This window comes from Acidocella facilis ATCC 35904 (genome assembly GCF_000687875.1).
Taxonomy (GTDB): Bacteria; Pseudomonadota; Alphaproteobacteria; order Acetobacterales; family Acetobacteraceae; genus Acidocella; species Acidocella facilis.
This window is the reverse complement of the sequence record NZ_JHYG01000011.1, coordinates 35,858-62,064: the sequence shown is the minus strand read 5'-3', so window position 1 is coordinate 62,064 and position 26,207 is coordinate 35,858. Positions and strand designations below refer to the sequence as shown.

At 64.7% G+C, this 26,207-nt stretch carries 21 protein-coding genes and 2 tRNA genes; 10 read left to right on the top strand and 13 right to left on the bottom strand.

Annotated elements, in window-relative coordinates:
- Window positions 1-20: 20 nt before the first annotated feature.
- A complete protein-coding gene (locus T331_RS18415) occupies window positions 21-2,210 on the top strand; it encodes a prolyl oligopeptidase family serine peptidase (protein ID WP_162173909.1) in 2,190 nt (729 codons plus the stop codon).
- Window positions 2,211-2,338: 128 nt separating this feature from the next.
- Here T331_RS18415 and T331_RS18410 read toward each other — a convergent pair whose 3' ends face one another.
- Entirely contained in the window at window positions 2,339-3,661 is a 1,323-nt protein-coding gene (locus T331_RS18410; protein WP_008492209.1) for a chloride channel protein, read from the bottom strand.
- A 72-nt stretch (window positions 3,662-3,733) separates the two neighbouring features.
- Here T331_RS18410 and T331_RS0113540 point away from each other — a divergent pair.
- The 5 genes from T331_RS0113540 (at window position 3,734) to yacG (ending at window position 5,726) form a co-directional block, all read left to right on the top strand.
- Window positions 3,734-3,808, top strand: a tRNA-Val gene (locus T331_RS0113540).
- A gap of 157 nt (window positions 3,809-3,965) precedes the next feature.
- Window positions 3,966-4,184 (top strand): translation initiation factor IF-1, encoded by a 219-nt coding sequence (gene infA, locus T331_RS0113535; RefSeq protein WP_008492208.1) that lies wholly within the window; start codon window positions 3,966-3,968, stop codon window positions 4,182-4,184.
- The gene (locus T331_RS0113530) at window positions 4,169-4,729 is read left to right on the top strand and encodes a Maf family protein (RefSeq protein WP_026440403.1); all 561 of its coding nucleotides are present in this window, start codon (window positions 4,169-4,171) and stop codon (window positions 4,727-4,729) included. The genes infA and T331_RS0113530 overlap by 16 nt, the downstream gene beginning before the upstream one ends.
- Window positions 4,726-5,580, top strand: coding sequence for a ribonuclease E/G (locus T331_RS0113525; protein WP_244876962.1), 855 nt, complete (start codon window positions 4,726-4,728; stop codon window positions 5,578-5,580). The genes T331_RS0113530 and T331_RS0113525 overlap by 4 nt, the downstream gene beginning before the upstream one ends.
- Window positions 5,577-5,726, top strand: a complete 150-nt coding sequence (gene yacG, locus T331_RS0113520; protein ID WP_008492205.1) for a DNA gyrase inhibitor YacG — start codon at window positions 5,577-5,579, stop codon at window positions 5,724-5,726. The genes T331_RS0113525 and yacG overlap by 4 nt, the downstream gene beginning before the upstream one ends.
- Window positions 5,727-5,869: 143 nt before the next feature.
- Here the strand turns inward: yacG and T331_RS0113515 are convergent, their stop codons facing one another.
- The 8 genes from T331_RS0113515 to T331_RS0113480 form a co-directional block, all read right to left on the bottom strand.
- A complete protein-coding gene (locus T331_RS0113515) occupies window positions 5,870-6,427 on the bottom strand; it encodes a type 1 glutamine amidotransferase domain-containing protein (protein WP_008492204.1) in 558 nt (185 codons plus the stop codon).
- 93 nt (window positions 6,428-6,520) lie between these two features.
- Window positions 6,521-7,411: a class I SAM-dependent methyltransferase gene (locus tag T331_RS0113510; RefSeq protein WP_026440401.1), complete on the bottom strand. Its 891-nt coding sequence runs from the start codon at window positions 7,409-7,411 to the stop codon at window positions 6,521-6,523.
- The gene (locus tag T331_RS0113505) at window positions 7,412-8,314 is read right to left on the bottom strand and encodes a DMT family transporter (protein ID WP_026440400.1); all 903 of its coding nucleotides are present in this window, start codon (window positions 8,312-8,314) and stop codon (window positions 7,412-7,414) included.
- A gap of 254 nt (window positions 8,315-8,568) precedes the next feature.
- Window positions 8,569-9,774, bottom strand: coding sequence for a phosphoglycerate kinase (locus T331_RS0113500; protein ID WP_035180181.1), 1,206 nt, complete (start codon window positions 9,772-9,774; stop codon window positions 8,569-8,571).
- Window positions 9,771-10,784: a type I glyceraldehyde-3-phosphate dehydrogenase gene (gap, locus tag T331_RS0113495; RefSeq protein ID WP_008492199.1), complete on the bottom strand. Its 1,014-nt coding sequence runs from the start codon at window positions 10,782-10,784 to the stop codon at window positions 9,771-9,773. The genes T331_RS0113500 and gap overlap by 4 nt, the downstream gene beginning before the upstream one ends.
- A gap of 2 nt (window positions 10,785-10,786) precedes the next feature.
- On the bottom strand, window positions 10,787-12,823 hold the full coding sequence (tkt, locus tag T331_RS0113490) for a transketolase (protein ID WP_026440398.1): 2,037 nt from the start codon (window positions 12,821-12,823) through the stop codon (window positions 10,787-10,789).
- Between the two features lie 145 nt (window positions 12,824-12,968).
- Entirely contained in the window at window positions 12,969-13,376 is a 408-nt protein-coding gene (locus T331_RS0113485) for a group II truncated hemoglobin (RefSeq protein WP_026440397.1), read from the bottom strand.
- Between the two features lie 132 nt (window positions 13,377-13,508).
- Window positions 13,509-14,834: an ammonium transporter gene (locus T331_RS0113480; protein ID WP_051060135.1), complete on the bottom strand. Its 1,326-nt coding sequence runs from the start codon at window positions 14,832-14,834 to the stop codon at window positions 13,509-13,511.
- Window positions 14,835-15,182: 348 nt separating this feature from the next.
- Here T331_RS0113480 and T331_RS0113475 point away from each other — a divergent pair, with 348 nt between their 5' ends.
- Together T331_RS0113475 and T331_RS0113470 are read left to right on the top strand one after the other, a co-directional pair.
- Window positions 15,183-16,364, top strand: coding sequence for a UbiH/UbiF/VisC/COQ6 family ubiquinone biosynthesis hydroxylase (locus T331_RS0113475; protein WP_026440395.1), 1,182 nt, complete (start codon window positions 15,183-15,185; stop codon window positions 16,362-16,364).
- Between the two features lie 190 nt (window positions 16,365-16,554).
- Window positions 16,555-18,339 (top strand): monovalent cation:proton antiporter-2 (CPA2) family protein, encoded by a 1,785-nt coding sequence (locus T331_RS0113470; protein ID WP_026440394.1) that lies wholly within the window; start codon window positions 16,555-16,557, stop codon window positions 18,337-18,339.
- Window positions 18,340-18,474: 135 nt separating this feature from the next.
- Here the strand turns inward: T331_RS0113470 and T331_RS18405 are convergent, their stop codons facing one another.
- Window positions 18,475-20,310 carry a transglycosylase domain-containing protein gene (locus T331_RS18405; protein WP_051622378.1) on the bottom strand — a complete coding sequence of 612 codons (1,836 nt, stop codon included), beginning with the start codon at window positions 20,308-20,310 and terminating at the stop codon, window positions 18,475-18,477.
- 81 nt (window positions 20,311-20,391) lie between these two features.
- On the opposite strand from T331_RS18405, the gene T331_RS0113460 reads away from it, so the two are divergent.
- Window positions 20,392-20,478, top strand: a tRNA-Leu gene (locus T331_RS0113460).
- 50 nt (window positions 20,479-20,528) lie between these two features.
- Here T331_RS0113460 and T331_RS0113455 read toward each other — a convergent pair.
- Genes T331_RS0113455 through T331_RS0113445 form a run of 3 tightly spaced genes read right to left on the bottom strand, consistent with a single transcriptional unit; the run spans window position 20,529 to window position 24,242 of the window.
- A complete protein-coding gene (locus T331_RS0113455; RefSeq protein WP_162173908.1) occupies window positions 20,529-22,850 on the bottom strand; it encodes a TadE/TadG family type IV pilus assembly protein in 2,322 nt (773 codons plus the stop codon).
- A gap of 13 nt (window positions 22,851-22,863) precedes the next feature.
- Window positions 22,864-23,682 carry a TadE/TadG family type IV pilus assembly protein gene (locus tag T331_RS0113450; RefSeq protein WP_026440392.1) on the bottom strand — a complete coding sequence of 273 codons (819 nt, stop codon included), beginning with the start codon at window positions 23,680-23,682 and terminating at the stop codon, window positions 22,864-22,866.
- Window positions 23,679-24,242, bottom strand: coding sequence for a TadE/TadG family type IV pilus assembly protein (locus tag T331_RS0113445; RefSeq protein WP_026440391.1), 564 nt, complete (start codon window positions 24,240-24,242; stop codon window positions 23,679-23,681). Before T331_RS0113445 ends, T331_RS0113450 begins: the two co-directional genes overlap by 4 nt.
- 323 nt (window positions 24,243-24,565) lie before the next feature.
- On the opposite strand from T331_RS0113445, the gene T331_RS0113440 reads away from it, so the two are divergent.
- Window positions 24,566-26,077, top strand: coding sequence for an acetyl-CoA hydrolase/transferase family protein (locus tag T331_RS0113440; protein WP_026440390.1), 1,512 nt, complete (start codon window positions 24,566-24,568; stop codon window positions 26,075-26,077).
- Window positions 26,078-26,207: the final 130 nt, after the last annotated feature.

Below are 26,207 nucleotides of genomic sequence, written 5' to 3'. Positions count from 1 at the left end.
AGACCACTCTGGAGCCGCCTATGCCTCGCCTTTCGCGCCGCGCGCTGCTCGCCGCCGGCACCGCCCTGGCATTGGCCGGCACCGCCCGGGCCGCCCGCCCTTACGTCACCCCGCGCCCCATCACGGTTGCCAACCAGCCGCTCCCCTTCCCTTCCCGCCCCTTCACCGAAACGCTCTGGGGCCAGCACGTCTCGGACCCGTATCGCTGGATGGAGGCAGAGGATGCGCAATGGCGCGCCTGCACCGCCTCCCAGGCCGCCTATGCCGAAGCGGTGCTCTCCCACATCCCCGGCCGCGACAGCCTCGCCGCCGCCATTGCCGAAAATTCCAACGCCCTCACCCTCGTTGCCGGGCTGCAGACCGGCGGCAGGCTGATCTTCACCGAACGCCGCCCGCCAGAGGCGCAAACCACCCGCCTCTATGTCCGCGACGGGCAGAACGGCGCCGACCGGCTGCTGCTGGACCCGATGCGCTTCTCCACCCAATCCAGCCACGCCGCGCTGGATTGGTGGCAGGCCTCGCCGGCCGGCACGCATCTGGTCTTCGGCATCTCGCAAGGCGGCTCGGAACATTCCGTGCTGCGGCTGATGGAGGTCGAAAGCGGCCAGATCGCCCCGCTCGCCCTCACCCGCACGGATGATGCGAATCCCAGCTGGCTGCCCGATGGCTCCGGCTTCTTCTATACCCGCAACCAGGACGTCCCCATCGAAGATCCGCGCTATGAGGAAAATTCCAGCGCCTGGCTGCACCTCCTGAATGGTGGCGAGGACCGTAGGCTGCTCGGGCCGGGCCTGTCCGCCGGCATCGCCCTCACCCCGATCGACAGCCCCACCCTCATCGCCACGCCGGGCTCGGATCTGATCATCGCGCAGATCAACGAAGGCGTGCGCAATGAGATCGCGCTCTATCTCACCCGCCTGCCGGCTCTTCTGGCCGGCAGGCCGGACTGGCATCCGATCTGCACACAAGCCGACCAGGTGACGGATTTCGCCGTGCGCGGCGACGAGATTTTCCTGCTCACCCACAAGCACGCCTCGCATTACCGGGTGGTGAAACTCACCGCCGCCGCCCCGCATTTCGCCGACGCGCAGGAAATGGTGCCCACCGGCCGGCCGGTCATCCGCGCCATCATGGCGGCGAAAAACGGGCTCTATCTGATCGACCGCGACGCTGGCCTGGCGGGGCTGCGCCATCTCGGCGATGACGGCAAACTCACAGCCCTGGCCTTGCCCTTTCCCGGCGCGCTCGACCCCGATCTGGCTTTTTCCATCCCCTCCCAAGAGGGCCTATGGTTCCCGCTGGAAGGCTGGTTGCGCCCGTGCGTGTTCTGCCATGCCGGCGCCGATGGCCAGATCACTGAAACCTGCCTCGCCCCGCAGCCGGACATCGACGTCTCCGCCTACACCACCGAAACCCTGCTCGCCCCGGCGCGCGATGGCGTGCGCGTCCCGCTCTCGCTGCTCTACCGCAAGGGGCTGGCGCGCGACGGTTCGGCGACGCTGCTGATGGAAGCCTACGGCGCCTACGGCATCGCGCTGGAGCCGGCCTTCATGGGGCGCTGGCTGCCGTTTCTGGATCAAGGCGCGGTGTTCGCGGTGGCGCATGTGCGCGGCGGCGGCGAGCTGGGCGAGGATTGGCATCTGGCCGGGATGAAGGCGGAGAAATATCACAGCTGGCAGGATGCGGAGGATTGCGCGCTGCATCTCATCGACCAGGGCTATTGCGGCCATCGCACGCTGGGGGTGGTCGGCGGCTCGGCCGGGGGCATCACGGTCGGGCGGCTGCTCACCGAGCGGCCGGAACTGGCGGCGGTGGCGATTTCCATGGTCGGCGTCTCGGACCCGCTGCGCGCCGAATTCTCCCCCAACGGCCCGCCCAACATCCCTGAATTCGGCAGCGTGAAAACCGAACGCGGCTTTCACGACCTGTTCGCCATGGATGCCTACCAGCATGTGCATGACGGGGTGGATTACCCCGCGGTGCTGCTCACCACCGGCCTGCACGACCCGCGCGTCTCGCCCTGGGAGGCGACGAAGATGGCCGCAAGGCTGCAGGCGGCCAGCGCCTCGAAAAACCCGATCCTGCTGCGGGTGGAGGATGATGGCGGCCATGGCTTCGGCGCCACCCGTGCGCAGCGCGATGCCGAGACGGCGGACATCATGGCCTTCACCCTCTGGCGCACCGGGCACCCAGGGTTTCAACCAGGGTAGCAAAAGTTTTTTGGGGCCGCCCCTTTTTTTCAAAAAAGGGGCGGAAACGGCCGGGCGTATGCAACGCCGTCGTCAAAACCCCAGGCCTCCTCGCCGCTTTTTTGTAAAAAAGCGGCACCAAAAAACTTTTATAACTCTTTTTCTTCAGCCTTATGCCCCGGCTCGCGCAGCGCCACCGGCATCGCCGTGCGGCGCGGCGGCATGAAGCCATGCGCCAGCTCATGATAAAGCGGCCGCGGACAGACCAGCTTCGACGTCCCCAGCCCCAGCATCGAGGCCAGCATCACCGCGATCACCGAACCGGTATTGCCGGTCATTTCCAGAATGATCACGAAGGCCGTCATCGGCGCCTGCACCACGCCGGAGAAATACCCCGCCATGCCCAGCAGCGCGCCGACACTCGCCGCCCGCCCGCCTTCGCCGGCAATCCACGCCCCCAGCCCCGCCCCCACCGAGAGCGAGGGCGCGAAAATCCCGCCCGGAATGCCAGAAACAGCGGTGATCAGCGTCGCCAGGAATTTCGCCGGCCAGAAATACCAATGCGGCGTAACCCCCTCCACCGCCGCCTTGGCGGTGGCATAGCCGGTGCCGAAACTGCTCCCATGCGACAAAATCCCCAGAATCGCCACCAGCAGCCCGCACACCGCCGGATAAGCCAGCCCGCGCACCCGCGCATTCACCGCAATCCAGCTTTTCGCCCACAGCCCGATATCCATCATCAGCCGGCTGAACAGCCCGCCCAGCAGCCCCCCGGCGCTGCCGCACAGCACCACCATGCCCCACCCCCCCAGCCCCTGGATGGCCGCGTTGGAGGTGCCGAAATAGGTATAATTCCCGGTCAGCCCGAGCGAGACCAGGCCGCCAATGATCACCGTGGTCAGCACGATGCCGTTGGTCTTCACCTCGAAGGAGCGGCTCATCTCCTCGATCGCGAACACCACCCCGGCCAGCGGCGCATTGAAGGCGGCGGCAATGCCGGCGGCCGAGCCGGCCAGGATCAGCCCGCGCTCATTCTGCAAGCCGCGCAGCCGCGCCACTTGCAGCATGATCGCCGCCCCCACCTGCACCGTCGGCCCCTCGCGCCCCACCGAGGCGCCGCACATCAGCGCCACCACCGTCAGCCCGATCTTGGCAAAACACATCCGCACCGAAAGCAGCCTGCGCCTGGCCATGCCGCGCGGAATTTCCCGCGCCGCGATCGCCTGCGGAATGCCGCTGCCCTGCGAGCCCGGGAACACCCGCGCCGCCGCCCAGGCGCAAAACGCATAGCCCAAAGGTGTCACCAGCAACGGCGCCAGCCAGACTCGCGAGTCGTAGTGAAAAAACAAATGTTCGGCACCGTCGGCGGCCCGGGCGAACAGCACGCTCACCGCCCCCACCAACAAGGCGCCGCCCCAGAAAGCCGCGCGCCGCCGCCAGAAACGCCCCGCCAGATGGGGCAAACGCCGCATTGGCGTTCCCAGCCTGTAATCCAACCTCTTGCCTCCTGTTCCCAACATCGCTAATAGCCCCTCCACGGATATGGGCACATAGCTCAGCGGTAGAGCACCACCTTGACATGGTGGGGGTCACAGGTTCAATCCCTGTTGTGCCCACCATATCCGGTTTTTCCCTGTAAAATCAGCATATTAGCCTTGTGGCGCGGCGCCCTCATGCGGCCCCCACCAAACGGCCTGGCGCCTAAAAACCTTGACGCGGCAAGCGTTGCGGCCCATTTGGGCGCAGGATTTCCTGTTTTTCATCATCGAGGTGTGTTTGTCTAAGGAAGATATGATCGAATTCAGCGGCATGGTCACTGAATTGCTGCCGAATGCCATGTTCCGCGTGAAGCTGGATAATGACCACGAGATTCTGGCCCACACCAGCGGCAAGATGCGCAAGAACCGCATCCGCGTGCTGGCCGGTGATCGCGTGAATGTCGAAATGACGCCGTATGACCTGACCAAGGGCCGGATCACATTCCGCTTCAAGTAATTCTGGCTTCGGCCAGCCCGCGCCGCCTGGCGCTGCTGCGGCAGATCGGCATCGAACCAGCCCGCATCGCCGCCCCGGAGATCGACGAGACGCCCCAACCGGGCGAAACGCCCCGCGCTTTTGCGCGGCGCGTGGCGTTAGAGAAGCTGCGTCCCGAGCCGGACGGCTTCGTCATCGCCGCCGACACCGTCGTCGCCGCCGGCCGGCGCATTCTGCATAAAACCGAGTCGCGTGAAGACGCCGCTGCCTATCTGGCCCTGCTCTCCGGGCGCCGGCACAAAGTGCATAGCGCGGTGGCCGTGCGGGCGCCGGATGGGCGAATCGCCTGCCGGGTGGTCGAGTCGGTGGTCGGTTTCGCCCGGCTCGATGCGCCGCAGATGCAGGATTATCTCGCCAGCGAGGAATGGCGCGGCAAGGCCGGCGGCTATGCCATCCAGGGGCTGGCGGCCAGCTTCATCGATTTCCTCTCCGGCTCCTATTCCGGCGTGGTCGGGCTGCCGTTGCACGAAACCGCCAAGCTGCTGCGCGGGCTGGGCTGGCGGTGATCGCGGCCTCGGTGCGCGGCGCGCTGGTGCGCATCGCCCGGCTGCGCGGGGATGAGCTGGTGGAGTTCTACCTCTGGAACCGCGACGCCCCCGATGGCGTCGGTGACATTTATACAGCCCGGGTCGATGCCAAGGAGAAGGCGCTGGCCGGCTGTTTCCTGGCCCTTGGCGGCGAGCTGAGCGGCTTCATGCCCGACAGCGCCGGGGCCAAAAGCCTCAATATCGGTGACCATGTCAGCGTCGCCGTCACCCGTGCCCCACAAGGCGGCAAAGGTCCCAGGCTGAAAGCCCTGCCCCGCCCGCCCGGCGAGATAATCGGCCTCGTCGAACGCGGCCCCGGCCCGCTCCTGGACCTCGCCGCGCGCTGCCCGGATGCGGCGGTCGTGCTCGACGATTACGCTTTGATCGCAGCGCTACGACCCGCGCTCGAAGGCCGCATGCGTCATGATTCAAAGGCATTTGATGCGGTTCTGGAAGACGAAATCGCAGCGCTCCATGAACCGGTGGCGGCATTGCCCCACGGTGCCAAGCTGCACATCACCCCCGCCCCGGCCGCGACCTTGCTGGATATCGACGCCAGCACCGCCAGCCAGATGCCGCCTTTGGCTTTGAATGAGGCGATCATCCCGGAAATCGCCCGGCAGATCGTGCTGCGCAATCTCTGCGGCGGCATTTTGATCGATTTCGCCGGGCTGAAGCCAGCCCAGCGCGAGCGGCTGATCGAACCGCTACGATTGGCGCTGCGGGCCGACCCTCTGCGCCCCCATCTGCTTGGCCTGTCGCATCTGGGCTTCGCCGAGCTGTCGCGCCCGCGCATCCGCCCGCCATTGCATGAGATCCTGCCCCGATGAAATGCCCGATCTGCGGCAAACCCGCCACGCCGGAGCACAAGCCCTTTTGCTCCCGCCGCTGTGCCGAGATCGATCTCGGCCGCTGGCTGAATGACAGCTACGCCCTCCCCGCCCCGCCGGAGCAAGAGGATGAGGAGCAGGAGTAGAGCATCAAGCCTTTAGCTTGATGCTCTAAGTTTTGTTTTAGCGAGCAATTTCATGTGTTTATCTTGACGCTGGCGCGTCAATCTAAACACATATTGCTCTAGGAAATGACGGGGGCGCCAGCCCCCGTCATTGTCGCGCCTGCTTACGCCGCCCGGGCACCCTGGTGGGTTTCCAGCAGCTTCAGCAGGGCCTTGTTGAAGGCGGGAAGATCGTCAGGGTTGCGCGAGGTGACGAGCATGCCGTCCACCACCACCTCCTGATCCACCCACTCCGCCCCGGCATTCTTGAGATCCGTGCGCAAGGAGGGCCAGGAGGTCAGCTTGCGCCCCTTCACCGCCCCGGCTTCGATCAGCGTCCACGGCCCATGGCAGATCGCCGCCACCGGCTTGCCGGCCTGCACGAATTGCCGAATGAAGGCGACCGCCTCCTTGTTAATGCGCAGGCTATCCGGGTTGGCCACGCCGCCCGGCAGCACCAGCGCGTCGAAATCCTTGGCATTGGCATGGTCCAGAACCTGCTCGACCTTCACCTTGTCGCCGGGCTTGTCATGTTTCATGCCCTGGATCTGCCCCTCATGCGGGGCGATCACCACCGGCCTGGCGCCGGCCTCGTGCAAGGCGCGCACCGGCTCGGTCAGCTCGGATTGCTCGAAACCGTCAGTGGCCAGCACCGCGATTTTCAGATGTTTCAGATTGCTCATAAAGTCCTCCTGTCTGGGTGGCGATGCCGCCTGTGGGGTGGACTACGCTAGCTGGGACGCCTGCCTGGAAATCCAACCCAGGTGACGCCTTCCTCATCTCGCCGCCAGGAACGGCTTCTGGCCGGAGAGATAGATCATCCGCCGTGGCTGCGCGCCGCCGCCGGCTTCGATCACCGGGCGCAGGCCCGCTTCCAGCGTTGCTGCCTCCTCGGCGCTGTAATCGCGCTTGAGGATTTCCGCCAGGCAAGGCGCGAGCGGATGCGGCGAGCTTTGCAGAAAGGCCGCCCAGTCCCGCGGCGGGGCTGGCTCGATATCGATATGCAATTCCAGATGCAGCGGCGAGAAGCCGGCCAGCCGGGCAATCCGCAGCAGATCGCGCTCATCGTAATTGGTCAGCGGGTTAGCGGCGATGGCCTCGGCATGATCCGGAAATTGCGCCGCCTTCCAGCGATGTAGCAGCGCCAGGGACGGTTCGGGCGCCGCCTCCAGCCGGGCGCGCATGGCGGCGGCGGCCAGCGCCTCCTCGCGAAACAGCGGCTCGGCGATGGAAAACCAGCCGCCGGGCTTCAGCACCCGGAAGATCGAGGCGAAGGCGGCCGACTTGTCCGCCTCATAGGCCAGGGCGGAGCGGGCGGTGACGGCATCCTGGCTTGCATCCGCCACGCCCGCCAGGCTGGCCGCCGGCGTCTGCAGAAACTGGCAGCCTGTGGAGCCCTGCGCCGCCGCGCGGGTCTCGCAGAGGCGCAGCAAAGCGGCCGAGACATCCGTGAAGCAGACCTCCAGCCCCGGCTCACGGGCCAGAGCGGTGAAGCCGACCAACCCTTCGCCGCTGCCGATATCCAGCAGCTTCATGCCCGGCCGCAGCGTCAGCGCCGCCAGCAGCCTGTCGGCGAAGGCCTGGGTCTGCGCGTCGATCCGGGCGCGCGCCACCGCATCGCCGCCATCGCGTCCCGTGGCCAGCCAGCGCGACCAGCCATCCTGCATCTAGCGGCGCCTCTGCGCGATATAGACCGAGCTTAAAATCATCACCCCGCCGGCCAGCTCCGCCAGGGTCAGCGGTTCGGCCAGCAGCAGCCGCCCGCCCAGGGCGCTGAACACCGGCAGCAGATAGAGAAACCAGCTCGCCGTCTGCGCCCCCAGCTCGGCCACGCCCTTGTTCCAGGCGATCAGCGCCACCACCGAGCCGCCAATCGCCAGCCCCAGGGCAAAGGTCCAGTCCCAGCCGGTGAGCGCATGGACCATCGCCGGCAGCCCGGCGCCGCCGAGCAGCAGCAGCGGCATGGTGCCGAGAAACATCGTCACCGCCGAGCATTGCAGGGCGCCGTGTTTCTTGATCAGCGGCGGGATCACCACGCAATAGACCGCCCAGCCGCTGGCGGAGCCCAGCAGCAGCAGAATACCGCTGAGCGAGCCCTCGGCCGGGCCGGAGGAGGCCGCCAGCAGGGCGATACCAGCCGCCCCCAGCAGCGCCGCGAAGATCGTCCGCAGGCCAGGGGCGCGCCTGGCGATCAGGCAGCCGAGCAGCAGGATCATCAGCGTTTCGGTGGAGTTCAGCAGCCCGGCCAGACCGGCGGAGACGCTGCGCGCCGCCTGACCGGCCAGCAGATTATAAACCGAGACCCCGGCGAAGCCGCACACCGCCCCGCGCAGCCAGTCCCGCTTGCTCCAGGATCGCAGCGCTACGATAACACCCGGGGTGAAGCAGAACGCGGCGATGGCGTAGCGCAGCGCCATATAGGAGGCGGCGGGGAAGCCGAGATGGGTCGGCCCGATGAAATAACGATTGCCGATGGGCGCGAAGCCCCACAGCGACACGGAGGCGAGCAGCAGCAGAAAGCCCCGCGCGCGCGGGGCCTGAAGCGACGGGGAGAGGGCCGACTGGCTCATGCGAGACGCCTGAATGGACAAGGGTGACAGAGGGTTTGTCCAACGTGGCGGACGCAGCTTGGGTAGGAAGATCGCGCCGCGCTGTCCATAAGCGCGCCGCGCCGGTCAATCATGCACAAATGCTTGACCGTAAAAAAACGTTTGGGGTGGTGGCAACAGCGTCGCCACCACCCCAAACGTTTGTGGGAACTTTTTGGAAAAAGTTCCCACACCCTCAAAAACTTTTGCAAATTCACAATGGTTTTTTAAAATCCTCAGCCTAGGTTCGAAAACCCTTTGCTCAACGCTTCCACACCCGGCAGGATCTTCCCCTCCATCCATTCCAGGAAGGCACCGCCCGCCGAGGACAGATAGGTGAGGTCATGATGCACCCCCGCCAGCTTCAGCGCGGAGACGGTATCCCCCCCACCGCCGACCGAGATCACCTTGCCCTCCTTGGTCGCCTGCGCGATGGCGGCGGCCAAAGTGTTGGTGCCGTGGTCGAACGGCTTGGTCTCGAAGGCGCCGAGCGGGCCGTTCCAGATGATGGTCCTGATGTGCGGCAGGCGTTCAATGAAAGCCTCCACCGTGGCGGGGCCGACATCCAGCGCCATCATATCGGCCGGAATCGCGTCGATGCTCACCACCTGGGTCGGCGCGTTGGCGGCGAAGTTCTGCGCCACCACCACATCCTTCGGCAGGAAGATCTCGCAGCCCTTGGCGGCGGCGGTCTTCATGATCTCCAGCGCGGTGCCGTGCAGATCCTTCTCCTGCAGCGATTTGCCGACATCATGGCCCTGCGCCGCTAGGAAAGTGTTGGCCATGGCGCCGCCAATCACCAGAATATCCACCTTGGCGACCAGATTATTCAAAAGATCGAGCTTGGTGGAGACCTTGGACCCGGCAACGATGGCGGCGACCGGGCGCTGCGGGTTGCCGAGAGCGGCTTCCAGCGCGTGCAGCTCCGCCTGCATCAGCCGCCCCGCGAAAGCGGGCAGATGCCGGGCCACACCCTCGGTGGAGGCATGGGCGCGGTGGGCGGCGGAGAAGGCGTCGTTCACATAGATATCGCCCAGCTTCGCCAGGGCCTCGGAGAAGGCCGCGTCGTTCTTCTCCTCGCCCTCATGGAAGCGGGTGTTTTCAAGCACCAGCACATCGCCATTCTTGAGCTTGGCCACCGCCGCCTCGGCCACCGGGCCGATGCAATCCTCGGCGAAGGCGACGGGCTTATCCAGCACCCGGCCCAGCGCCTCGGCGATCGGCTTCAGCGACATTTCCGGCACCACCTTGCCTTTCGGCCGGTCGAAATGGCTGAGCACGATGACCTTCGCGCCCTTCTCGGCGAGTTCCTTGATGGTGGGCACGAGACGCTCAAGCCGCGTCGCGTCGGAGACCTTGCCGTTCTGCATCGGCACGTTCAGGTCGGCGCGGAGCAGCACACGCTGCCCCGCGACTTTGGCGTTATCCAACGTCTGGCTCACAGCGCGCCGAAATAGGCGGCGGTGTCGGACATGCGGTTGGAGAAGCCCCACTCATTATCGTACCAGGAGAGCACGCGGGTGAGGCCGCCATCGACGACAGTGGTCTGCGGCGCATCGAAGGTGGAGGAGGCCGGGACATGGTTGAAGTCGGCACTCACCAGCTTGTCGGTGGAATAGCCGAGAATGCCCTTCAGCTCGCCCTCGGAGGCCTTCTTCATCGCGGCGTTGATCTCTTCCACCGAGCCTTGCTTCTTGAGCACGACATCCAGCGAGATCAGCGACACGTTCGGGGTCGGAACGCGGATGGCGGTGCCGTCCAGCTTGCCCTTCAGCTCCGGCAGCACCAGCCCGACGGCCTTGGCGGCACCGGTGGAGGTCGGGATCATGGACAAAGCAGCGGCGCGGGCGCGGTGCAGATCCTTGTGCAGCGTATCCACGGTCTTCTGGTCGCCGGTGTAGGAGTGGATGGTGACCATATAGCCGCGCTCGATGCCGAAAGTCTCGTGCAGCACCTTGGCGACCGGCGCCAGGCAGTTGGTGGTGCAGGAGGCGTTGGAGATGACCTGCATCTCCTTGGTGAGCGACTTGTGGTTCACACCGAAGACGATGGTGGCATCCACGCCATCCGCCGGGGCGGAGACGACCACCTTGCGGGCCCCGGCGGCCAGCAGCTGGGCGGCGGCTTCGCGCTTGGTGAACAGGCCGGTGCACTCCATCGCCACATCCACGCCCTGCAAGGGCACCTTGGACGGGTCGCGCTCGGCGGTCACCTTGATCGGCGCATAGGTGCGGCCGTTATGGGTGATGACCAGGCTGTCGCCCTGCACCTCGACGGTGCCGGGGAAGCGGCCATGCACGGAATCGTAACGGAACATGTGGGCGTTGTCGGCAACGGAGCCGAGATCGTTGATCAGCACCGGCTCCACATCGGTACGCCCGCTCTCGATGAGCGCGCGCAGAACCAGACGGCCAATGCGGCCGAAGCCGTTAATCGCGATTTTTACAGCCACGTTCAGTTTCCTTCTTTCTTAACGGCGGCCACGATTGCCGCTTCCGTTATGCCGAAATGCTCGTACAGGATTTCCGCCGGGGCGCTAGCGCCGAAGCCGGTCATGCCGATGAAAATTCCGTCAGCGCCGAGCCAGCGCTCCCAGCCGAAGCCGCTTGCCGCTTCCACGCCGATGCGCGGGGCATCGCCCAGCACCTCTTTCTGGTACTCGGCGCTTTGCTGGGCAAACAGCTCGAAGCAGGGAGCGGAGACCACCGCGACCTCGATGCCTTGCGCCGCCAGCGTCTTCTTCGCCGCGATGGCCAGCGAGACTTCGGTGCCGGTGGCGATGATGGTGGCGGCGCGCTTGCCATTGGCCTCGGCGATCACATAGGCGCCGCGGGCGGTCTTGTTGCCGTTGGCGGCGTCGCGCAAGGCGGGCACGGCCTGGCGGGAGAGCACCAGCAGGCTCGGCCCCTTGGCGTTCTTGATGGCGATTTCCCAGGCCTCGGCGGTTTCCATCGCATCGGCCGGGCGCAGCACCAGCACGTTCGGCATGGCGCGCAAGGAAGCCAGATGCTCGATCGGCTGGTGAGTCGGGCCGTCCTCGCCCAGCCCGATGGAATCATGCGTGAGCACATGGATGGCGCGGGTGTGCATCAAAGCGGCGAGGCGGATGGCCGGGCGCATATAGTCGGAGAAGACGAAGAAAGTGCCGCCATAAGGGATCAGCCCGCCATGCAGCGCGATGCCGTTCATCGCCGCCGCCATGCCGAATTCGCGGATGCCGTAATAGATATAGCGGCCGCCATATTCGCCGGGCAGCACATCGCCCATGCCCTTGATCAGAGTCAGGTTGGAGCCGGTGAGATCGGCGGAGCCGCCGACCAACTCCGGCAGCGCGTTCACCAGCACTTCCAGCGCCTTCTGGCTGGATTGGCGGGTGGCGAGCTTGGGCTTGCTCTCGGCCAGGCTGGCCTTGTAGGCGGACATGGCTTCGGCCCAGCCCTCGGGCAGCTTGCCGGCCATCACCCGCTCGAACTCGGCGCGCATCGGATGCTTGGCCAGGCGCTTCAGCCAGGCGCGGCGGGCGGCACCGCCGCGCGCGCCGGCCTCGCGCCAGGGTGTGTAGATCTCCTCGGGCACCACGAAGGGCAGATGGTTCCAGCCCAGCGCCTTCTTCGCCCCTTCCGCCTCGGCGCCGCCCAGGGCGGAACCATGCACGCCGGCGGTGCCGGCCTTGGTCGGGGCGCCGAAGCCGATGATGGTCTTGCAGGCGATGATGGTCGGCTTCGAGGATTTCTGCGCGAAGGCCAGGGCCGCCGTCAGCTCCTCGACATTATGGCCGTCGATGCGCTTGGTCGCCCAGCCATAGGCGGCAAAGCGCTTCAGCGTGTCCTCGGAGGTGGACATGCTGGTGGCGCCGTCGATGGAGATGGAATTATCGTCCCACAGCACGGTCAGCTTGTTCAGCTTCAGATGCCCGGCGAGCGCCGCCGCCTCGTGCGAGACGCCTTCCTGCAGGCAGCCATCGCCAGCGATCACCCAGGTGCGGTGATCGACCAGGGATTTGCCGAATTTCGCGGCAAGCATGCGCTCCGCCAGCGCCATGCCGACCGAGGTGGCGAAGCCCTGGCCGAGCGGGCCGGTCGTCATCTCGATGCCAGGATGCTCGCCATATTCGGGATGGCCAGCGGCGGGGGAATGCAGCTGGCGGAAGGATTTGAGCTGCTCGATGCCCATGCCCTCATGGCCGGTGAGGTGCAGCAGCGCGTAGAGCAGCATGGAGCCGTGGCCGGCGGAGAGCACGAAACGGTCGCGGTCGAACCAGTCCGGCGCGGCGGCGTCAAATTTCAGGAATTTGCGGTAGAGCGCGGTGGCGGCGTCGGCCATGCCCATCGGCATGCCGGGATGGCCGGATTTGGCGGCTTCCACGGCGTCGATCGCCAGAGCGCGGATGGCGTTGGCCATCGCCCGGTCCTCGCCCGGCTCCTGCGCCAGCAGCGCCGCCTGGCGGGCCAGCGCCGCCTCGTTGCCCGAATTACCCGCAATGCTCGCCATACTCTGCCAATCCTCGATGATCGGCGCGTGCATAATACTTCACGTCCCCGGCAGCAACCCGGCGAGGGACGGGAAGAATAACGCGCCTGTTCCCAAACCGCCTGCTTTCGCCCCCGGCAGAGGGCTGATCAACGCGGCATGGCGGTCACGCGCGCCGGGCCTGCGTCATGCGGAGCATGCCATCGGCCAGACGGGCGAACGCCTCGGCCATTTTCGCGCGCAGGGCGGTGTCGGTCAACCGCGCCGCCAGCGCCTCATCCATCGCCGCCAGCCATTGCCGCGCGGTCTCCGGGGTGATGCCCATCGGCGCATGCCGGCTCATCACGCAGAAGCCGCCGCGCTGGGCCAGCCAGTCGCGCGGGCCGCCGAGCCAGAGGGTGAGAAAGCCGATGAAATCCTCGCAGACCGGCCCCAGATCCGGCGCGTGCATGTCGCGCAGTTTCTTGTAAGCGGGGTTGCTCTCCATCACCGCATAGAAATGCTCGACCAGGGCGCGCACCCCGTCAGCGCCCCCGGCGCGTTCGTAATAATCAAGCTGTGTTGCCTCGCTCATGCCCTGCCCACCCAAAAAGCACTGTGAGAGCAAATAAAATCCGCCTCTCCCTTGATCCAGATCATCGCGGGCAAAGAAAAACCCTCCCGGCTCGCGCCGGGAGGGCTGTTTCGGGCGGTGATCCGAGGCGGTTCAGCCGTGCTGGATGACCTCGCCATGCTGGGTGATGTCCAGACCCTCGATCTCGTCCTCCTTGGAGACGCGCAGACCCATGGTCAGGTCGATCAGCTTCAGGATGATGTAGGAGATGACGGCATCGTAGACGATGGTGACGATGATGCCCTCGGCCTGGATCAGGATCTGCTTCGGGTTGCCGTCGATCAGGCCGGAATGGCCGGTGCCGCCGACAGCCGCCACCGCGAAGACGCCGGTGAGCAGCGCGCCCAGGATGCCGCCGAGGCCATGCACGCCCCAGACATCCAGCGCGTCATCATAGCCGAACATGTTCTTGAAGCCGGTGACGCCCCAGAAGCAGACCACGCCAGCCGCCAGGCCGATGACCAGCGCGCCGCCGACCGGCACGAAGCCGCAGGCCGGGGTGATGGCGACGAGGCCGGCGACCGCGCCGGAGATGGCGCCCAGCAGGCTCGGCTTGCCCTTGACCATCCATTCCACGATGACCCAGGAGAGCACGGCGGCGGCGGTGGCGAGCTGGGTGTTGATCGCGGCCATGCCAGCCTGACCGCCAGCGGTGAGCGCGGAGCCGGCATTGAAGCCGAACCAGCCCACCCACAGCAGCGCGGCGCCGACCATCGCATAGCCCAGATTCGCCGGGGCCATGTTGTCGCGGCCATAGCCGGAGCGCTTGCCGACCATGATGGCGGCGATCAGGCCGGGGACGGCGCTGTCGATATGCACGACGGTACCGCCGGCGAAGTCGAGCACGCCGAGATTGCCGAGGAAGCCGCCGGGGCCCCAGACCATGTGGGCGATCGGGCAATAGACCAGCAGCAGCCAGACGCCGACGAAGACCATGGAGGAGGAGAATTTCAGACGGTCAGCCGGGCCACCCAGCATCAGCGCCGGGGTGATGATGGCGAAGGTGCACTGGAAGAACGCGAACACGGTCTCAGGAATGGTGCCGGAGAGGCCGTTGAGGCCGGTGCCCTGCAGCATCACGCGGGAGAAGCCGCCAAACACGCCGGCGAGCGGGCCGGAGCCGGCGGTGAAGGCCAGGCTGTAGCCGACGATGCACCACAGAACGGTGACCAGAGCGGTGGTGAAGAACATCTGCATCAGCATCGCCAGCATGTTCTTCTTGCGCAGCAGGCCGGCATAATACAGCGCCAGGCCCGGGATGGTCATCATCAGCACGATGGCCGAAGAGGTCAGCATCCAGGCGGTGTCGCCCGAATTCAGGGTCGGGGTCGGAGCGGCCGTCTGCGCCAGGGCGGGGGCGCAGCCAAACGCTGCCAGGCCAAGGCCCGCGGGCACGCCCAAAAGAGATCTTTTCGTCATCAAGTCCTCGTTCCTCATGGCGCTACCTTGTGGCCTGGAGCCCAACAGGCCGGTAGCGCGTGATCATGACAGCTCAGTGCGATAGGCAAATCACTGCTGAGCAAGGAGCGTGCCAGAGCAGGCGGCGCGGATACCGGACCAGGGGGCCGGGCAATTCATGGCTCTGCACGCGGCGCCGGGCGGCGGCGAGGCAGGTGAACGAAATGAGCCTGCCTAATTTAACGGCACAAACCTGTTCAATTTTTCTTCACTGCACGAAATGGATGAACGGCGCGTTATGTTGATGCCGAAATGTTTCCGCTGGAGGGGCCGGTTTCCCGCCGCCGGATTTTCTGGCAAGATCGGCTCATGACGCAAACATGCGAGATCGCGGTCATTGGCGCCGGCCCGGTGGGCGGCACGCTGGCCCTGGCCTTGGCGGCACGGGGCCGCAAGGTGTTACTGGTCGATACGGCCGATCTGAAACCGATGGAGCACCCGGATTTCGATGGCCGGGCCTATGCCATCGCCCAGGGCTGCCGGCCCTTGCTGCAGGAGGCCGGGCTGTGGGACCGCCTGCCCTTCGCGCCCTGCCCGATCAAGGATATCGACGTGACGGACGGCAAGCCCGGCCGCGCCCCCTCCCCTTTGAAGCTGCATTTCGACCATCGCGCTGTCGGCGACGAGCCATTTGGCTGGATCGTCGAGGCGCGCTCGGTGCGGGTGGCGCTGAATGCGGCGCTGGCGGAGTCCGAGGTGATCGTCCGCGCCCCGGCGCAGGCGCGGGTGACCCGGCATGAGGAGGGGGTGGAGATCAGCGTCGGCGAGGAGCATTTCACCGCGCGGCTGGTGGTGGCGGCGGAGGGGCGGCAATCGCCGTTGCGCCAGCAGGCAGGGATCAGCGTGACCCGGCTGCCTTATCATCAGACCGCCGTCGTGTTCGCGGTGGCGCATGAAAAGCCGCATGACAATGTGGCGCTGGAGCATTTCCTGCCGGCGGGGCCGCTGGCGGTGCTGCCGATGACCGGCACGGATGAGCACCCCAACGTCTCCGCCATCGTCTTCACCGAGAGCGACGCAAACGCCAAGTTGCTCTATGGCATGGAGGATGCGGCGCTGCTGGCGCAGGTGCATGCACGGCTGGGCAACCGGCTGGGGGCGCTGCGCCCGGCCGGGCGGCGCTGGCTCTATCCGCTCTATGCGATGTACGCGTCGCGTTATTACGATACAAGGCTGGCTTTGGTGGGGGATGCGGCGCATGGCGTGCACCCGATCGCCGGCCAGGGGCTCAATCTCGGCCTGCGGGATGCGGCGGCGCTGCTGGAGCTGGCGGCGCCAGCGCAGGATCCGGGGGCTTCATCGGTGCTGCGCGCCTATCAGGCGAAGCAGCGGCCGGTGAACATGGCGATGCTGCTGGGCATGGATGCGCTGGACCGGCTGTTCTCGACCAATTTCCCGCCGGTGCGGCTGGCGCGCGACCTCGGCCTGGCGGCGGTGGAACGCCTGCCCCGGCTGAAGCAGCGCTTCATGCTGGCGGCGATGGGGCGCTGAATTAGTTTTTAAAAGTTTTTGGGGGTGTGGGGACTTTTTGAAAAAAGTCCCCACAAACGTTTGGGGTGGTGGCAACGACAATGCCACCACCCCAAACGTTTTCGCCGCTTTTTTGAAAAAAAGCGGCACCAAAAAACTTTTACAAATTTGTTCAAGGCTTTATCCGGCGAGTTCCGGTAAGATATTCAGCATGTTCACGACCCTGCTGATCCTGCTCGCCGCCATCGTCCTCGCCGTGCCGCTCTCGCGCTATGCGGGGCTGGGCAGCATTCTCGGCTATCTGGCCGCCGGTGTCATCATCGGCCCCTCGGTGCTGGGGCTCGTCTATAATGTCGATCAGATCAGCAATGTCTCCGAACTCGGCGTGACCATGCTGCTGTTCCTGATCGGGCTGGAGCTGCGCCCGCATCGTCTCTGGGTGCTGCGCAAGGCGGTGTTCGGGCTGGGGGCAGCGCAGATGCTGCCGACCTCCGCCGTGCTGGCCGGGGCGGCGATGGCCTTTGGCGTGCCGGCGCTGGATGCGCTGGTGCTCGGCATCGGCCTCGCCCTCTCCTCCACCGCCATCGCCCTGCCTTTGCTCTCCGAGCGCAATCTGCTGCCCACCATTCCCGGCCGCGACGCCTTCGCCGTGCTGCTGTTCCAGGATATGGCGGCGATTCCGGTGCTGGCCTTGCTGCCGATCCTGGCCGGCGGCGGCTCGGCGCATTTCTCCTGGATCGCGGTGGCGCGCGGGGCGGCGGTGGTGGCGGGGATTCTCGCCGGCGGCTATCTGCTGGTGCCCTATCTGTTCAGGATGGTCGCGTCCGCCAAGGTGCCGGAAGTGTTCACCGCCACCGCCTTGCTGCTGGTGGTGGGCACCGCGGCACTGGCGGAATGGGCCGGGCTTTCGGCCTCGCTGGGCGCGTTTCTGGCCGGGGTCGTGGTCTCTGATTCAGATTACCGGCATGAGCTGCAGGCGGATGTGGAACCGTTCGAGGGGCTGCTGCTGGGATTCTTCTTCATGTCCGTCGGCATGTCGGCGGATCTTGGGCTGCTGCTGCATAAGCCGCTGGAGATTGCCGGGCTGGTGATCGGCCTGGTCGCGGTGAAAACCGGCATCGGTTACGGGGTGTCCTATCTGCGCCGGGGCATCAAGGGCGCGGCCTTGCGCTTTGCCACCGTGCTGCCGGAGGGCAGTGAGTTCGGCTTCGTGCTGTTCGCCGCCGCGGTGGCGCAGGGGACGCTGGCGAAGGAGCTGGCGGCGGAGGCCAATCTCGTCATCGCGCTCTCGATGCTGGCGGCGCCGATTTTGTTCACCCTCTCCGAGCGCTTCGTGCAGCCGAAGCTGGAAGCCAAGAAGGCGCGGCCTTACGACAAGCTGGAGGACATGCAGGCCTCGCCGGTGATCATTTGCGGGTTCGGGCGGGTGGGGCAGATTATCGGACGCGTGCTGGCGATGCAGAAGATCCGCTACACCGCTTTGGATCGCAGCTCGACCCAGGTGGATTTCGTGCGGCGCTTCGGGGTGCGGGTGTTCTATGGCGACCCGACGCGTGAGGAATTGATGCGCGCCGCCGGGGCGGAGAGCGCGAAAGTTCTGGTGATCGCTCTGGACGATATGGAGGCCAGCGTGCGGGTGGCGGAGATGGTGCGGCGGAAATTCCCGCAGCTGCGTGTCATCGCCCGGGCGCGCAACCGCAACCATGTGCATGCGCTGATGGGCGCCGGGGTGGACCATTTCGTGCGTGAGACGTTCTTTTCCTCGCTGCGGCTGACGGAGATTGTGCTGGAGGCGCTGGATGTGCCGGAGGCGCAGGCGAAACGCGCGATTGAGCTGTTCCGCCGGCATGACGACCAGATTCTGCACGAGACCTACGCTTACGGGAATGACGAGGGAAGGCTGATCCAGACGGCGCAGGAGGCGGCGAAGGAGTTGCAGGATCTGTTCGAGACCGACCAGAGCGACATGGACGAGGACGACGCCAAGCCGGCTTAAGGTTGCAAAAGTTTTTGAGGGTTTGGGAACTTTTTTCAAAAAGTTCCCAAGGACGCCTGGGGTGGTGACAACAGCATTGCCACCACCCCAGACGTTTTCGCCGCTTTTTTGGAAAAAAGCGGCACCAAAAAACTTTTATAAAGCTCCCGCAATTTCCTTGAAAATCTCCGCCGGCAGCGTGCCGCCATACAGCTTCTCCGCCGGGCTGTTATCATCATTGCCAAGCCAGACGGCGATGATGTCCCCCTTGGCGTAGCCGACGAACCAGCCATCGCGATAATCCTGGGTGGTGCCGGTTTTGCCCGCCGTATAAACGCCCGGAATAAAGGCCACGCGGCCGGTGCCGGAGAGCACGACCTGGCGCATCATCCCCGCCACCGCCTGCGCATCGCCCGCTGGCACCACCGGCACCGGCGCCTCGATATGGGCCGGCGCGCCATTGATGGCGGTGACACCATAAGGCGTGACACGCTCGCCCCCATTGAAAAACACCGCATAGGCGCTGGCGAGTTGCAGCACCCCGACCGCCCCGGTGCCCAGCGCCATCGTCGCGTCCTTGGGAAAATGATCATCCAGCCCGAGCAACCGCGCCACCGCGATGACCCGGCGCGGGCCGCCGGCGCGCATCAAGATGCGGATGGCGGCGGTGTTCATCGAATCCGCCAGGGCCTCAGTCAGGCTGACCTCGCCGTGATAGGCTTCATCGTCATGCGGGCGGTAGCCATGGATGTTGAGCGGGCCATCCAAAACCGTGTCGTTCGGCGACATGCCGGCCAGCAGCCCGGCCAGCCAGACAACCGGCTTGATCGCCGAGCCGGTCTGGCGGCGGGCGAGCACGGCGCGGTTATAGCCCTCCAGGTCCCCCACCCCGCCGACAAGCGCCCGCACCGCGCCGCTGCGCGCATCGAGCACGACGATGGCGCCCTGGGAGACGCGATATTTGGCCCCCTGTTCGGCGATGGTGGAATCCAGGGCCGCCTGCGCGGCGGTCTGCAGGCCCGTCGACATGGTGGTGGTGAAGGCGATGTCCTCGCCTTCGGGGATCAGATCGGCCTCGTGCTGCATGGTCCAGAGCGCGAACCAGGAGGTGCGCGAGATCGGCGAGGCGGCGTCCGCCAGCTGGGCGGCGGCCGCGTTATCCTGCTCGGGCGAGATCGCGCCGGTTGAGACCATCGCATCCAGCACCTGGGTGGCGCGGTTGGCGGCGGCCTGGGAATTGACCAGCGGGTTGAGGCTGGAGGGCGCCTTCGGCAGCCCGGCCAGGATGGCGGCCTGGGCGATGCTGAGCCGGCTGGCCGGCTCGTTGAAATAGAGCCTAGCGGCGGCGTCAATCCCGTAGGCGCCTTCGCCGAGATAGACGCGGTTGAGATAGATGCCGAGGATCTCCTGGCGGCTGTAATGGTGCCAGAGCCACAGCGCCAGCACCGCCTCCTGCACTTTGCGGCGCAGCGTGCGCTGGTTGCCGAGGAACAGGGTTTTCGCCACCTGCTGGGTCAGGGTCGAGCCGCCCTGCACCACCCGGCGGTGGAGGACGTCCGAGACCAAAGCGCGGAAAATACCCATGAAATCGAACGGGCCGTGCTTGGCGAAGCGCCGGTCCTCAATGGCGATGAAGGCGGCGGGGACGTAAGGCGGGAGAGCGGCGGGGAGCACGACCTGGCCGGAGACATCGCCGAACCGGGCGAGCAGATGGCCTTGCGGGTCGAGCAGGCGGATGGCGGGGCGGCGGGTCTGGGTGACCGCGATGGCCGGATTCGGCAAATCCCAGGTGAACCAGAGCCCGACCAGAAAGCAGGCCAGCGCCCCCCATATGGCCAAAATCACCAGGAGGCGGGTGGCCGCCCAGCCATGCCGGGCGCGCCGGACCAGCTGCGGCGAGGGCCGCAGCGCGGGCTTCGCGGGCGGCTTGGGGCCCGGCTTAGGACCCGGCTTGGGCGACGGCTTTGGCGGGGGCTTGGGCGGGCTGGGCATCCCTCCCCTGCTGCCAAGAGGAAGGGGGCGACGTCAACCACCGGTTTGACCGCGCCGCCAGAACGAGTAAACAGGCGGCGTGCGGGCGTGGCGAAACTGGTAGACGCAACGGACTTAAAATCCGTTGGGAGCAATCCCGTGCCGGTTCGATTCCGGCCGTCCGTACCAGCTGAGAGACATCGCTGAAGACCCGCCCTTCGGAGCTCTCCCGCGCCGCCTCACCCGCTGAGGATGGAGGGCGAGCCGGCTCCGTAGCTGGATGTGGCGGCCGGACAGGTAAACACAGTGGCGGCATTCCAGTAGATGATATTATCGCTCTCATACCCGCCCATATCGTTCCAGTAGATCGCGAAGGACTGGTTCTGATTGGCGCTGCACTCGATGGCACCCAGCTCAGGATTGGACAGTGGATCAACCGGCGAGCCATTATTATTGTTGCTGACTGTGAATGTCGACGACGTGTAACCGTTTTGCTGCGGGTTGAAACAGCGCAGGGACGCTTCTGGCGGCAGTGTTTGATCATAGGCCGTGGAGCCGGAATCGTGCGGTGAAGGCCGTTCCAGGAAAGCATAGTCACCGGCATAGCTGCCATCGGTGATTTGGTAACTCTTGTAAGCATGATTTCTGGAATTGTCATAAGGCGGGTAGAAGCCGGCCCTATCCTTGTCGGTGACCGTGGCGCCGGTAACCTTGCCGTTGGCGTCTTTCGTGTACGTGACTTTTATGTTTCCGTCATAGCCATTCAGCGTATTGGTGATCACCCCCGGATTGGAATCCTGATACACCAGGCCGCCGGAAACGCCATTTTGATTATCGTAGACCGGATCGAGACCTATGATTGCTGCGGAAGGGTCATTGGTCTTCCGTATGACGATATAGTAGTCCGGAAGCGCCGCGCCGGTGGTGGTCACGCCGTTATAAGTGGTGGTGACCTCCGGCACGTTGGTGCTGGAATTCTGGTTGGTGGTGCTACCGCTGGCCGGCGGATAATATAGCCCAAGCGGCTGGATCGCGAGGGCGCAATCATTATAGCTTGGATCGTAGCTGGTCACGTTGTTCGACGTGATTGTCGGCTGGTTGGTGCAGAAGGACGCGTTATAGGAATTCCCACTCAACGGATATAGCGTCGTGGTTGAGTTCGGGTTGGGCGGGTTCCACCCCCACCAATCGCTGGAGACGCTTTGATTTCCCGAAGCCGGATAGGAAGCGGCCGGGGAGCAACTGCTCTGCAACGGCGGCGGATAGGTCAACAAACCCGTGCTGTCAGTGACCCCCTTGCCGGGATAATCAGTTGCGTAAGCAGTGATGTTGGTATCAGCCGGAACCTGGCTGCCGTCGCCGTCAGTTGCAGCTGCGCCAGCACTGGTCGGCCAGCGTGGACACTGGACGGTCACGGCGTAGCCATATGGATAAATCGTATTCGAGAAGCTGGTTAAGGCGTGGTTGGTGCCATAGGTGGGAGGGTAGCCCAGCATCTCATAGGCGGAGGAATAAATATTAAGCGAATCAGCCTTCGGCGCGCCGGTTCCCTGGGTGAAGCTCATGAACAGGTTGTGCACCGGGCATTCGCCGGAAAACGAGTAATTGTTGTTGTCCTGACAGTCCGAGACTGACTGGTTGTAGATTCGGCCGTCATTGTAATTATAGCACGCGCCATTGGAGTAAGTGGTGCCGTTTACGGTGATGTTGTCGTAATACTGCACCCCGCCATCATTGCCGAAACTGGTGGTGCCGCCGGTGAGGTTGGCAAAGGCAAAGGCAACATATTGGCCACCAGAGAGGGTGAGAGAGCCGGTGGCCGAGGAGCCATAGGAGGAGCCAACCAGCGCGTAGTTGCAGCCCGTCCCGGAAGGCACGGCCACCGAAGATGCGGTGGAGGCGATCACGCCTGTGGTGCAAGCGCTGTTGGCCTGCGGCACCGTGCCGAAATCTGCTGAGCCGCTGCTGTTGGTTGGCACGATGTAAGTCAGAATATCACTTTTATCAAAGGCCGAACCGACCATGGTGCCCGAGAAACTGGAATTCGTGACCTGGTAGCTGACGGTCCCAACACTATCTACCCCTTTGGCCGTCAGCCACGTGGTTGGCACCAGCCAGTTGAGCAGAATATTGTTGAGCGACAGCTTCGCGGCCACCACCACGCAATATTGATAGGCGGTGGGGCAGCTGCCGGAGCTGTCAGCGGCAACACCTGAGCAGCTAACATTGGCGCTGGCGATACAATAGGTGCTGACCAGGGAGCTGTCGCTGCTGGTTGTCAGGCTCGAGGTCATCGCGCCGAGCGTCGCGGTCGAACCGGCATAGCTGGCCTGGGCGGCACTGATTGCCGAGGTGTTGGACCCCGAGGTGCCATACACGCCGCCGCCGGCAATGGCGGCGGAATCCACCGCTGCCTGCAATACCGTGCGCGCGGCGCTGATACGTGCCATGTCGACGGCGGTGATGGAGGCCAGCAGCATCGGCACCAGCGTGATCGCCACGACGAGCGCGGTGGCGCCTTTACGATCTGCAAATAAACGTCTGAACAGCCGGCTCAGCATGGCGCGCATCTCCTCAGTTCGTGGCGCTGGTGTTGTTGGCGTTACAGGATTGATATCTGGCCGCCCCCGAGGCAGCCAGATTGGCGGTATTATTGATACTCACCGTGCAAGTCGGGCATTGCAGCTCGGTTTCGGTACTGGCGTAGCGCCAGCGCATATAAGCAGATTGGGTGAGGGTGATTCGGTTGGTCAAAATCAACCCGAGCAGGCCGGGATAAGGGATCTGCGCCTTTACGATAAGCGCATTGTCGCACGGGCTTTGCACCAGCCCGCCAGAACCGCCGCCGGCGGTGCTGGGCGGGTTGCTGGTTGCGAGGTTGATCGCCGGACCACCTGTATAGCTTGTATTGCTGGTTGTGCCGATGGCATTGGTCGTACTGCTGGCACAGCTGCCGGCGGAGACGGTAAAATCCTGCTCCCATTGGTCATACACTTTGCCCCCGCTGTAATACACGAAGGAGGTAGACGTATTGGGCTTGGGCAAGCCGCCCGGGCCTGCTTCCAAAGTCACGCTGGCGATCTGTACCGTCAGCCCATTCGCGGGATAGGGGGCAAACCCCGCCACGGCGCCGTTACAGGCATCCTGCAGCGAAGTGGCGCTGGTGCCGGTGGCGGGCAGGGTGAAAATATTATTCGAGGCCGGCAAAGGGGTTTCCACCGAGACCATCATAGCCAGGTTGATGACGAAGGCATTGAGCTTCTCTTGAGCCCGGTACAGGGTCACGATCTCGATAAGGCCGATGAACAGCGGCAGCAGGAAAAAGGCAAAAATCAACGCGAACTCGACTGCGGCTACGCCGCGCCGGTCGTTGAAAAAACCGCGGCGCCTCATGGCTCGCTATCCGTTGAGGCGGCCGAGTAAATATAAGAGGTGCCGTTTTGCGTCACTACCCGGCTTAGCGCCGCGTCAAAGCTGAAAGGGACAGGCAGCGCTACTTGAGCGAAAAAGAATTGCGACGCGGTGGGGCTGGTGGCGGTAGCCGAGGAGGAGGAAACACCGGCGAAATTCGTCTTGCTCGAAAGCCCAGTTGTCGTCAGGCTCCCGGCTTGGCCCAAGATCGACCCGCTATCGCTCGTGCTGCCGAAATAGGTGCCGCCCTGCACCGAATATTGCAGATTATTCGCGCAATATCCTCCGGAGATCAGTGCCATGGGTTGGCAAACCGCGCTGGCGAACCCCGCGCCAGACGTAATTTTGCCAATTTGTACTTGCCGGACCGCGCCTTGCAAGGCTGTGTCGAGGGTCATCTGCCAGTACATGTCGAGCCCCAGGGTGAAAATGGCGGCGAGAATCAAAAAAAACACGCTGCCGATCAGGGCGAATTCCGTCGCGGGGCCGGCGGACCGGTCCCGGGCTAGCGATTTCAGGCTTTTGCACGCAAGCCACACCACAGCCGCACTCCAAAAAAGACACGCCCCGCCCCAAGCTGAGCTATAAATTACACAAATTTAGGAATTATTATCCGAGTTTACGCAGGTAATCCAGGGTTCTTTGCTGTCAATCACAATAAGTTTCAGAAGGTTAAGTCGTCTGGCCTACGATTTTTGACCTATTTCGTCCCGTTCCGAGACAGCTTGTCCTTCACCGCCCCCGGGAAATGGACAGGGCCGAGCCGATCAGCCCATGACCGCCGGATGCCGACCGGGCGCGCGAAGGTGCCGCCTGCGGCATGATCGCCCCGGCAAAGGCGGCGATCAATCCAGGAGGAAATAAATTGACGACCCGTATCAGATCCTTGCAACTGCGCCAGAAACTCATGTCCGTCGACGAGGCGGCGGCTTTGATTCCGCCCGGCTGTACGGTGGGGATGAGCGGTTTTACCGGGTCGGGCTATCCCAAGGCGGTCCCGCAGGCGCTGGCCAGGCGGATCGAGACGGCGCGGGCTGGGGGCAACCCCTTCCGGGTGAAGATCTGGACCGGCGCCTCCACCGGGCCGGAGCTGGATGGCGCCCTGGCCAAGGCCGATGGCATCGAATTCCGGCTGCCCTTCAATTCCGACCCGATCGCGCGTGAGAAGATCAATAAGGGCGAGATGGAATATCTCGACATGCATCTGAGCCAGGTGGCGCCGATGGCCTGGCAGGGGTTTCTGGGCAAGCTGGATGTGGCGCTGATCGAGGTGGTCGGCATTACCGAGGATGGGTCGCTGATCCCCTCCTCCTCCGTCGGCAATTCCAAAACCTGGGTCGACCGCGCGGAGAAAATCATTCTGGAGGTCAATCACTGGCAGAATGAGGCGCTGGAAGGGGTGCATGACATTTATTACGGCACCGCGCTGCCGCCGAACCGGGTGCCGATTCCGCTGATCCGCCCGGATGACCGGATCGGCCAGACGACCTTGAAATGCGACCCTTCGAAGGTCATCGCGGTGGTTGAGACCAATGCGCCGGACCGCAACCTGCCCTTCGCCAAGCCCGATGCCACCGCCAACGCGATTGCCGGGCATCTCATCGAGTTCCTGGAGCATGAGGTGAAGATGGGCCGGCTGCCGGAGCATCTGCTGCCGCTGCAATCGGGGGTGGGCAATATCGCCAATGCGGTGCTGGCCGGGCTGAATGAATCGCGCTTCGAGAACCTCACCGCCTACACGGAAGTGATCCAGGACGGGATGCTGGACATGCTCGATAGCGGCAAGCTGCGCCTGGCCTCGGCCACCGCCTTCTCGCTCTCGCCGACGGCCGCGGAGCGGATGAATGATAACATGGCCGAGTACCGCAAACATATGATCCTGCGCCCGCAAGAGATTTCCAACCATCCGGAGCTGGTGCGCCGGCTTGGCTGCATCGCGATGAACGGGCTGATCGAGGCGGATATTTACGGCAATGTGAATTCCACCCAGATCATGGGCAGCCGGATCCAGACCGGCATCGGCGGCTCCGGGGATTTTGCCCGCAATGCCTACATCTCCATCTTCATGACCCCCTCCACCGCGAAGGACGGGGCGATTTCCTCGATCGTGCCGCTGGCGGCGCATGTGGACCATATCACCCAGGATGTGGCGGTGATCGTCACCGAGCAGGGGCTGGCGGATCTGCGCGGGCTGTCGCCGAAGCAGCGGGCGAAGCTGGTGATGGAGAATTGCGCGCATCCGGATTACCGGCCGCTGCTGCAGGATTATTACCAGCGCGCCCGCCGGTTTTCCTATGGCCAGCAATCGCCTTGCCTGCCGGGGGAGGCGCTGTCCTGGCATCAGCGCTTCATCGAGACCGGCACGATGCGCCACTGAGCCACGCGAAGGCGCCCCTGCCTGGCAGAGGCGCCTTCATTGCATCGCTGGCATCATAAAAACCTTATAACTGGCACCATGAGCGCGCGCACCACACCCCGTTCAGCCGCCATTTCGCCTTGTATCAGCC

What these genes read in the sequence shown, in the direction of transcription:
- T331_RS18415 (WP_162173909.1), top strand. Translation starts at nt 21, where the DNA reads ATGCCTCGCCTTTCGCGCCGCGCGCTGCTCGCCGCCGGCACCGCCCTG.
- T331_RS18410 (WP_008492209.1), bottom strand. Translation starts at nt 3,661, where the DNA reads ATGCGGCGTTTGCCCCATCTGGCGGGGCGTTTCTGGCGGCGGCGCGCG.
- yacG (WP_008492205.1), top strand. Translation starts at nt 5,577, where the DNA reads ATGAAATGCCCGATCTGCGGCAAACCCGCCACGCCGGAGCACAAGCCC.
- T331_RS0113515 (WP_008492204.1), bottom strand. Translation starts at nt 6,427, where the DNA reads ATGAGCAATCTGAAACATCTGAAAATCGCGGTGCTGGCCACTGACGGT.
- T331_RS0113510 (WP_026440401.1), bottom strand. Translation starts at nt 7,411, where the DNA reads ATGCAGGATGGCTGGTCGCGCTGGCTGGCCACGGGACGCGATGGCGGC.
- T331_RS0113505 (WP_026440400.1), bottom strand. Translation starts at nt 8,314, where the DNA reads ATGAGCCAGTCGGCCCTCTCCCCGTCGCTTCAGGCCCCGCGCGCGCGG.
- tkt (WP_026440398.1), bottom strand. Translation starts at nt 12,823, where the DNA reads ATGGCGAGCATTGCGGGTAATTCGGGCAACGAGGCGGCGCTGGCCCGC.
- T331_RS0113485 (WP_026440397.1), bottom strand. Translation starts at nt 13,376, where the DNA reads ATGAGCGAGGCAACACAGCTTGATTATTACGAACGCGCCGGGGGCGCT.
- T331_RS0113480 (WP_051060135.1), bottom strand. Translation starts at nt 14,834, where the DNA reads ATGACGAAAAGATCTCTTTTGGGCGTGCCCGCGGGCCTTGGCCTGGCA.
- T331_RS0113475 (WP_026440395.1), top strand. Translation starts at nt 15,183, where the DNA reads ATGACGCAAACATGCGAGATCGCGGTCATTGGCGCCGGCCCGGTGGGC.
- T331_RS0113470 (WP_026440394.1), top strand. Translation starts at nt 16,555, where the DNA reads ATGTTCACGACCCTGCTGATCCTGCTCGCCGCCATCGTCCTCGCCGTG.
- T331_RS18405 (WP_051622378.1), bottom strand. Translation starts at nt 20,310, where the DNA reads ATGCCCAGCCCGCCCAAGCCCCCGCCAAAGCCGTCGCCCAAGCCGGGT.
- T331_RS0113455 (WP_162173908.1), bottom strand. Translation starts at nt 22,850, where the DNA reads ATGCTGAGCCGGCTGTTCAGACGTTTATTTGCAGATCGTAAAGGCGCC.
- T331_RS0113450 (WP_026440392.1), bottom strand. Translation starts at nt 23,682, where the DNA reads ATGAGGCGCCGCGGTTTTTTCAACGACCGGCGCGGCGTAGCCGCAGTC.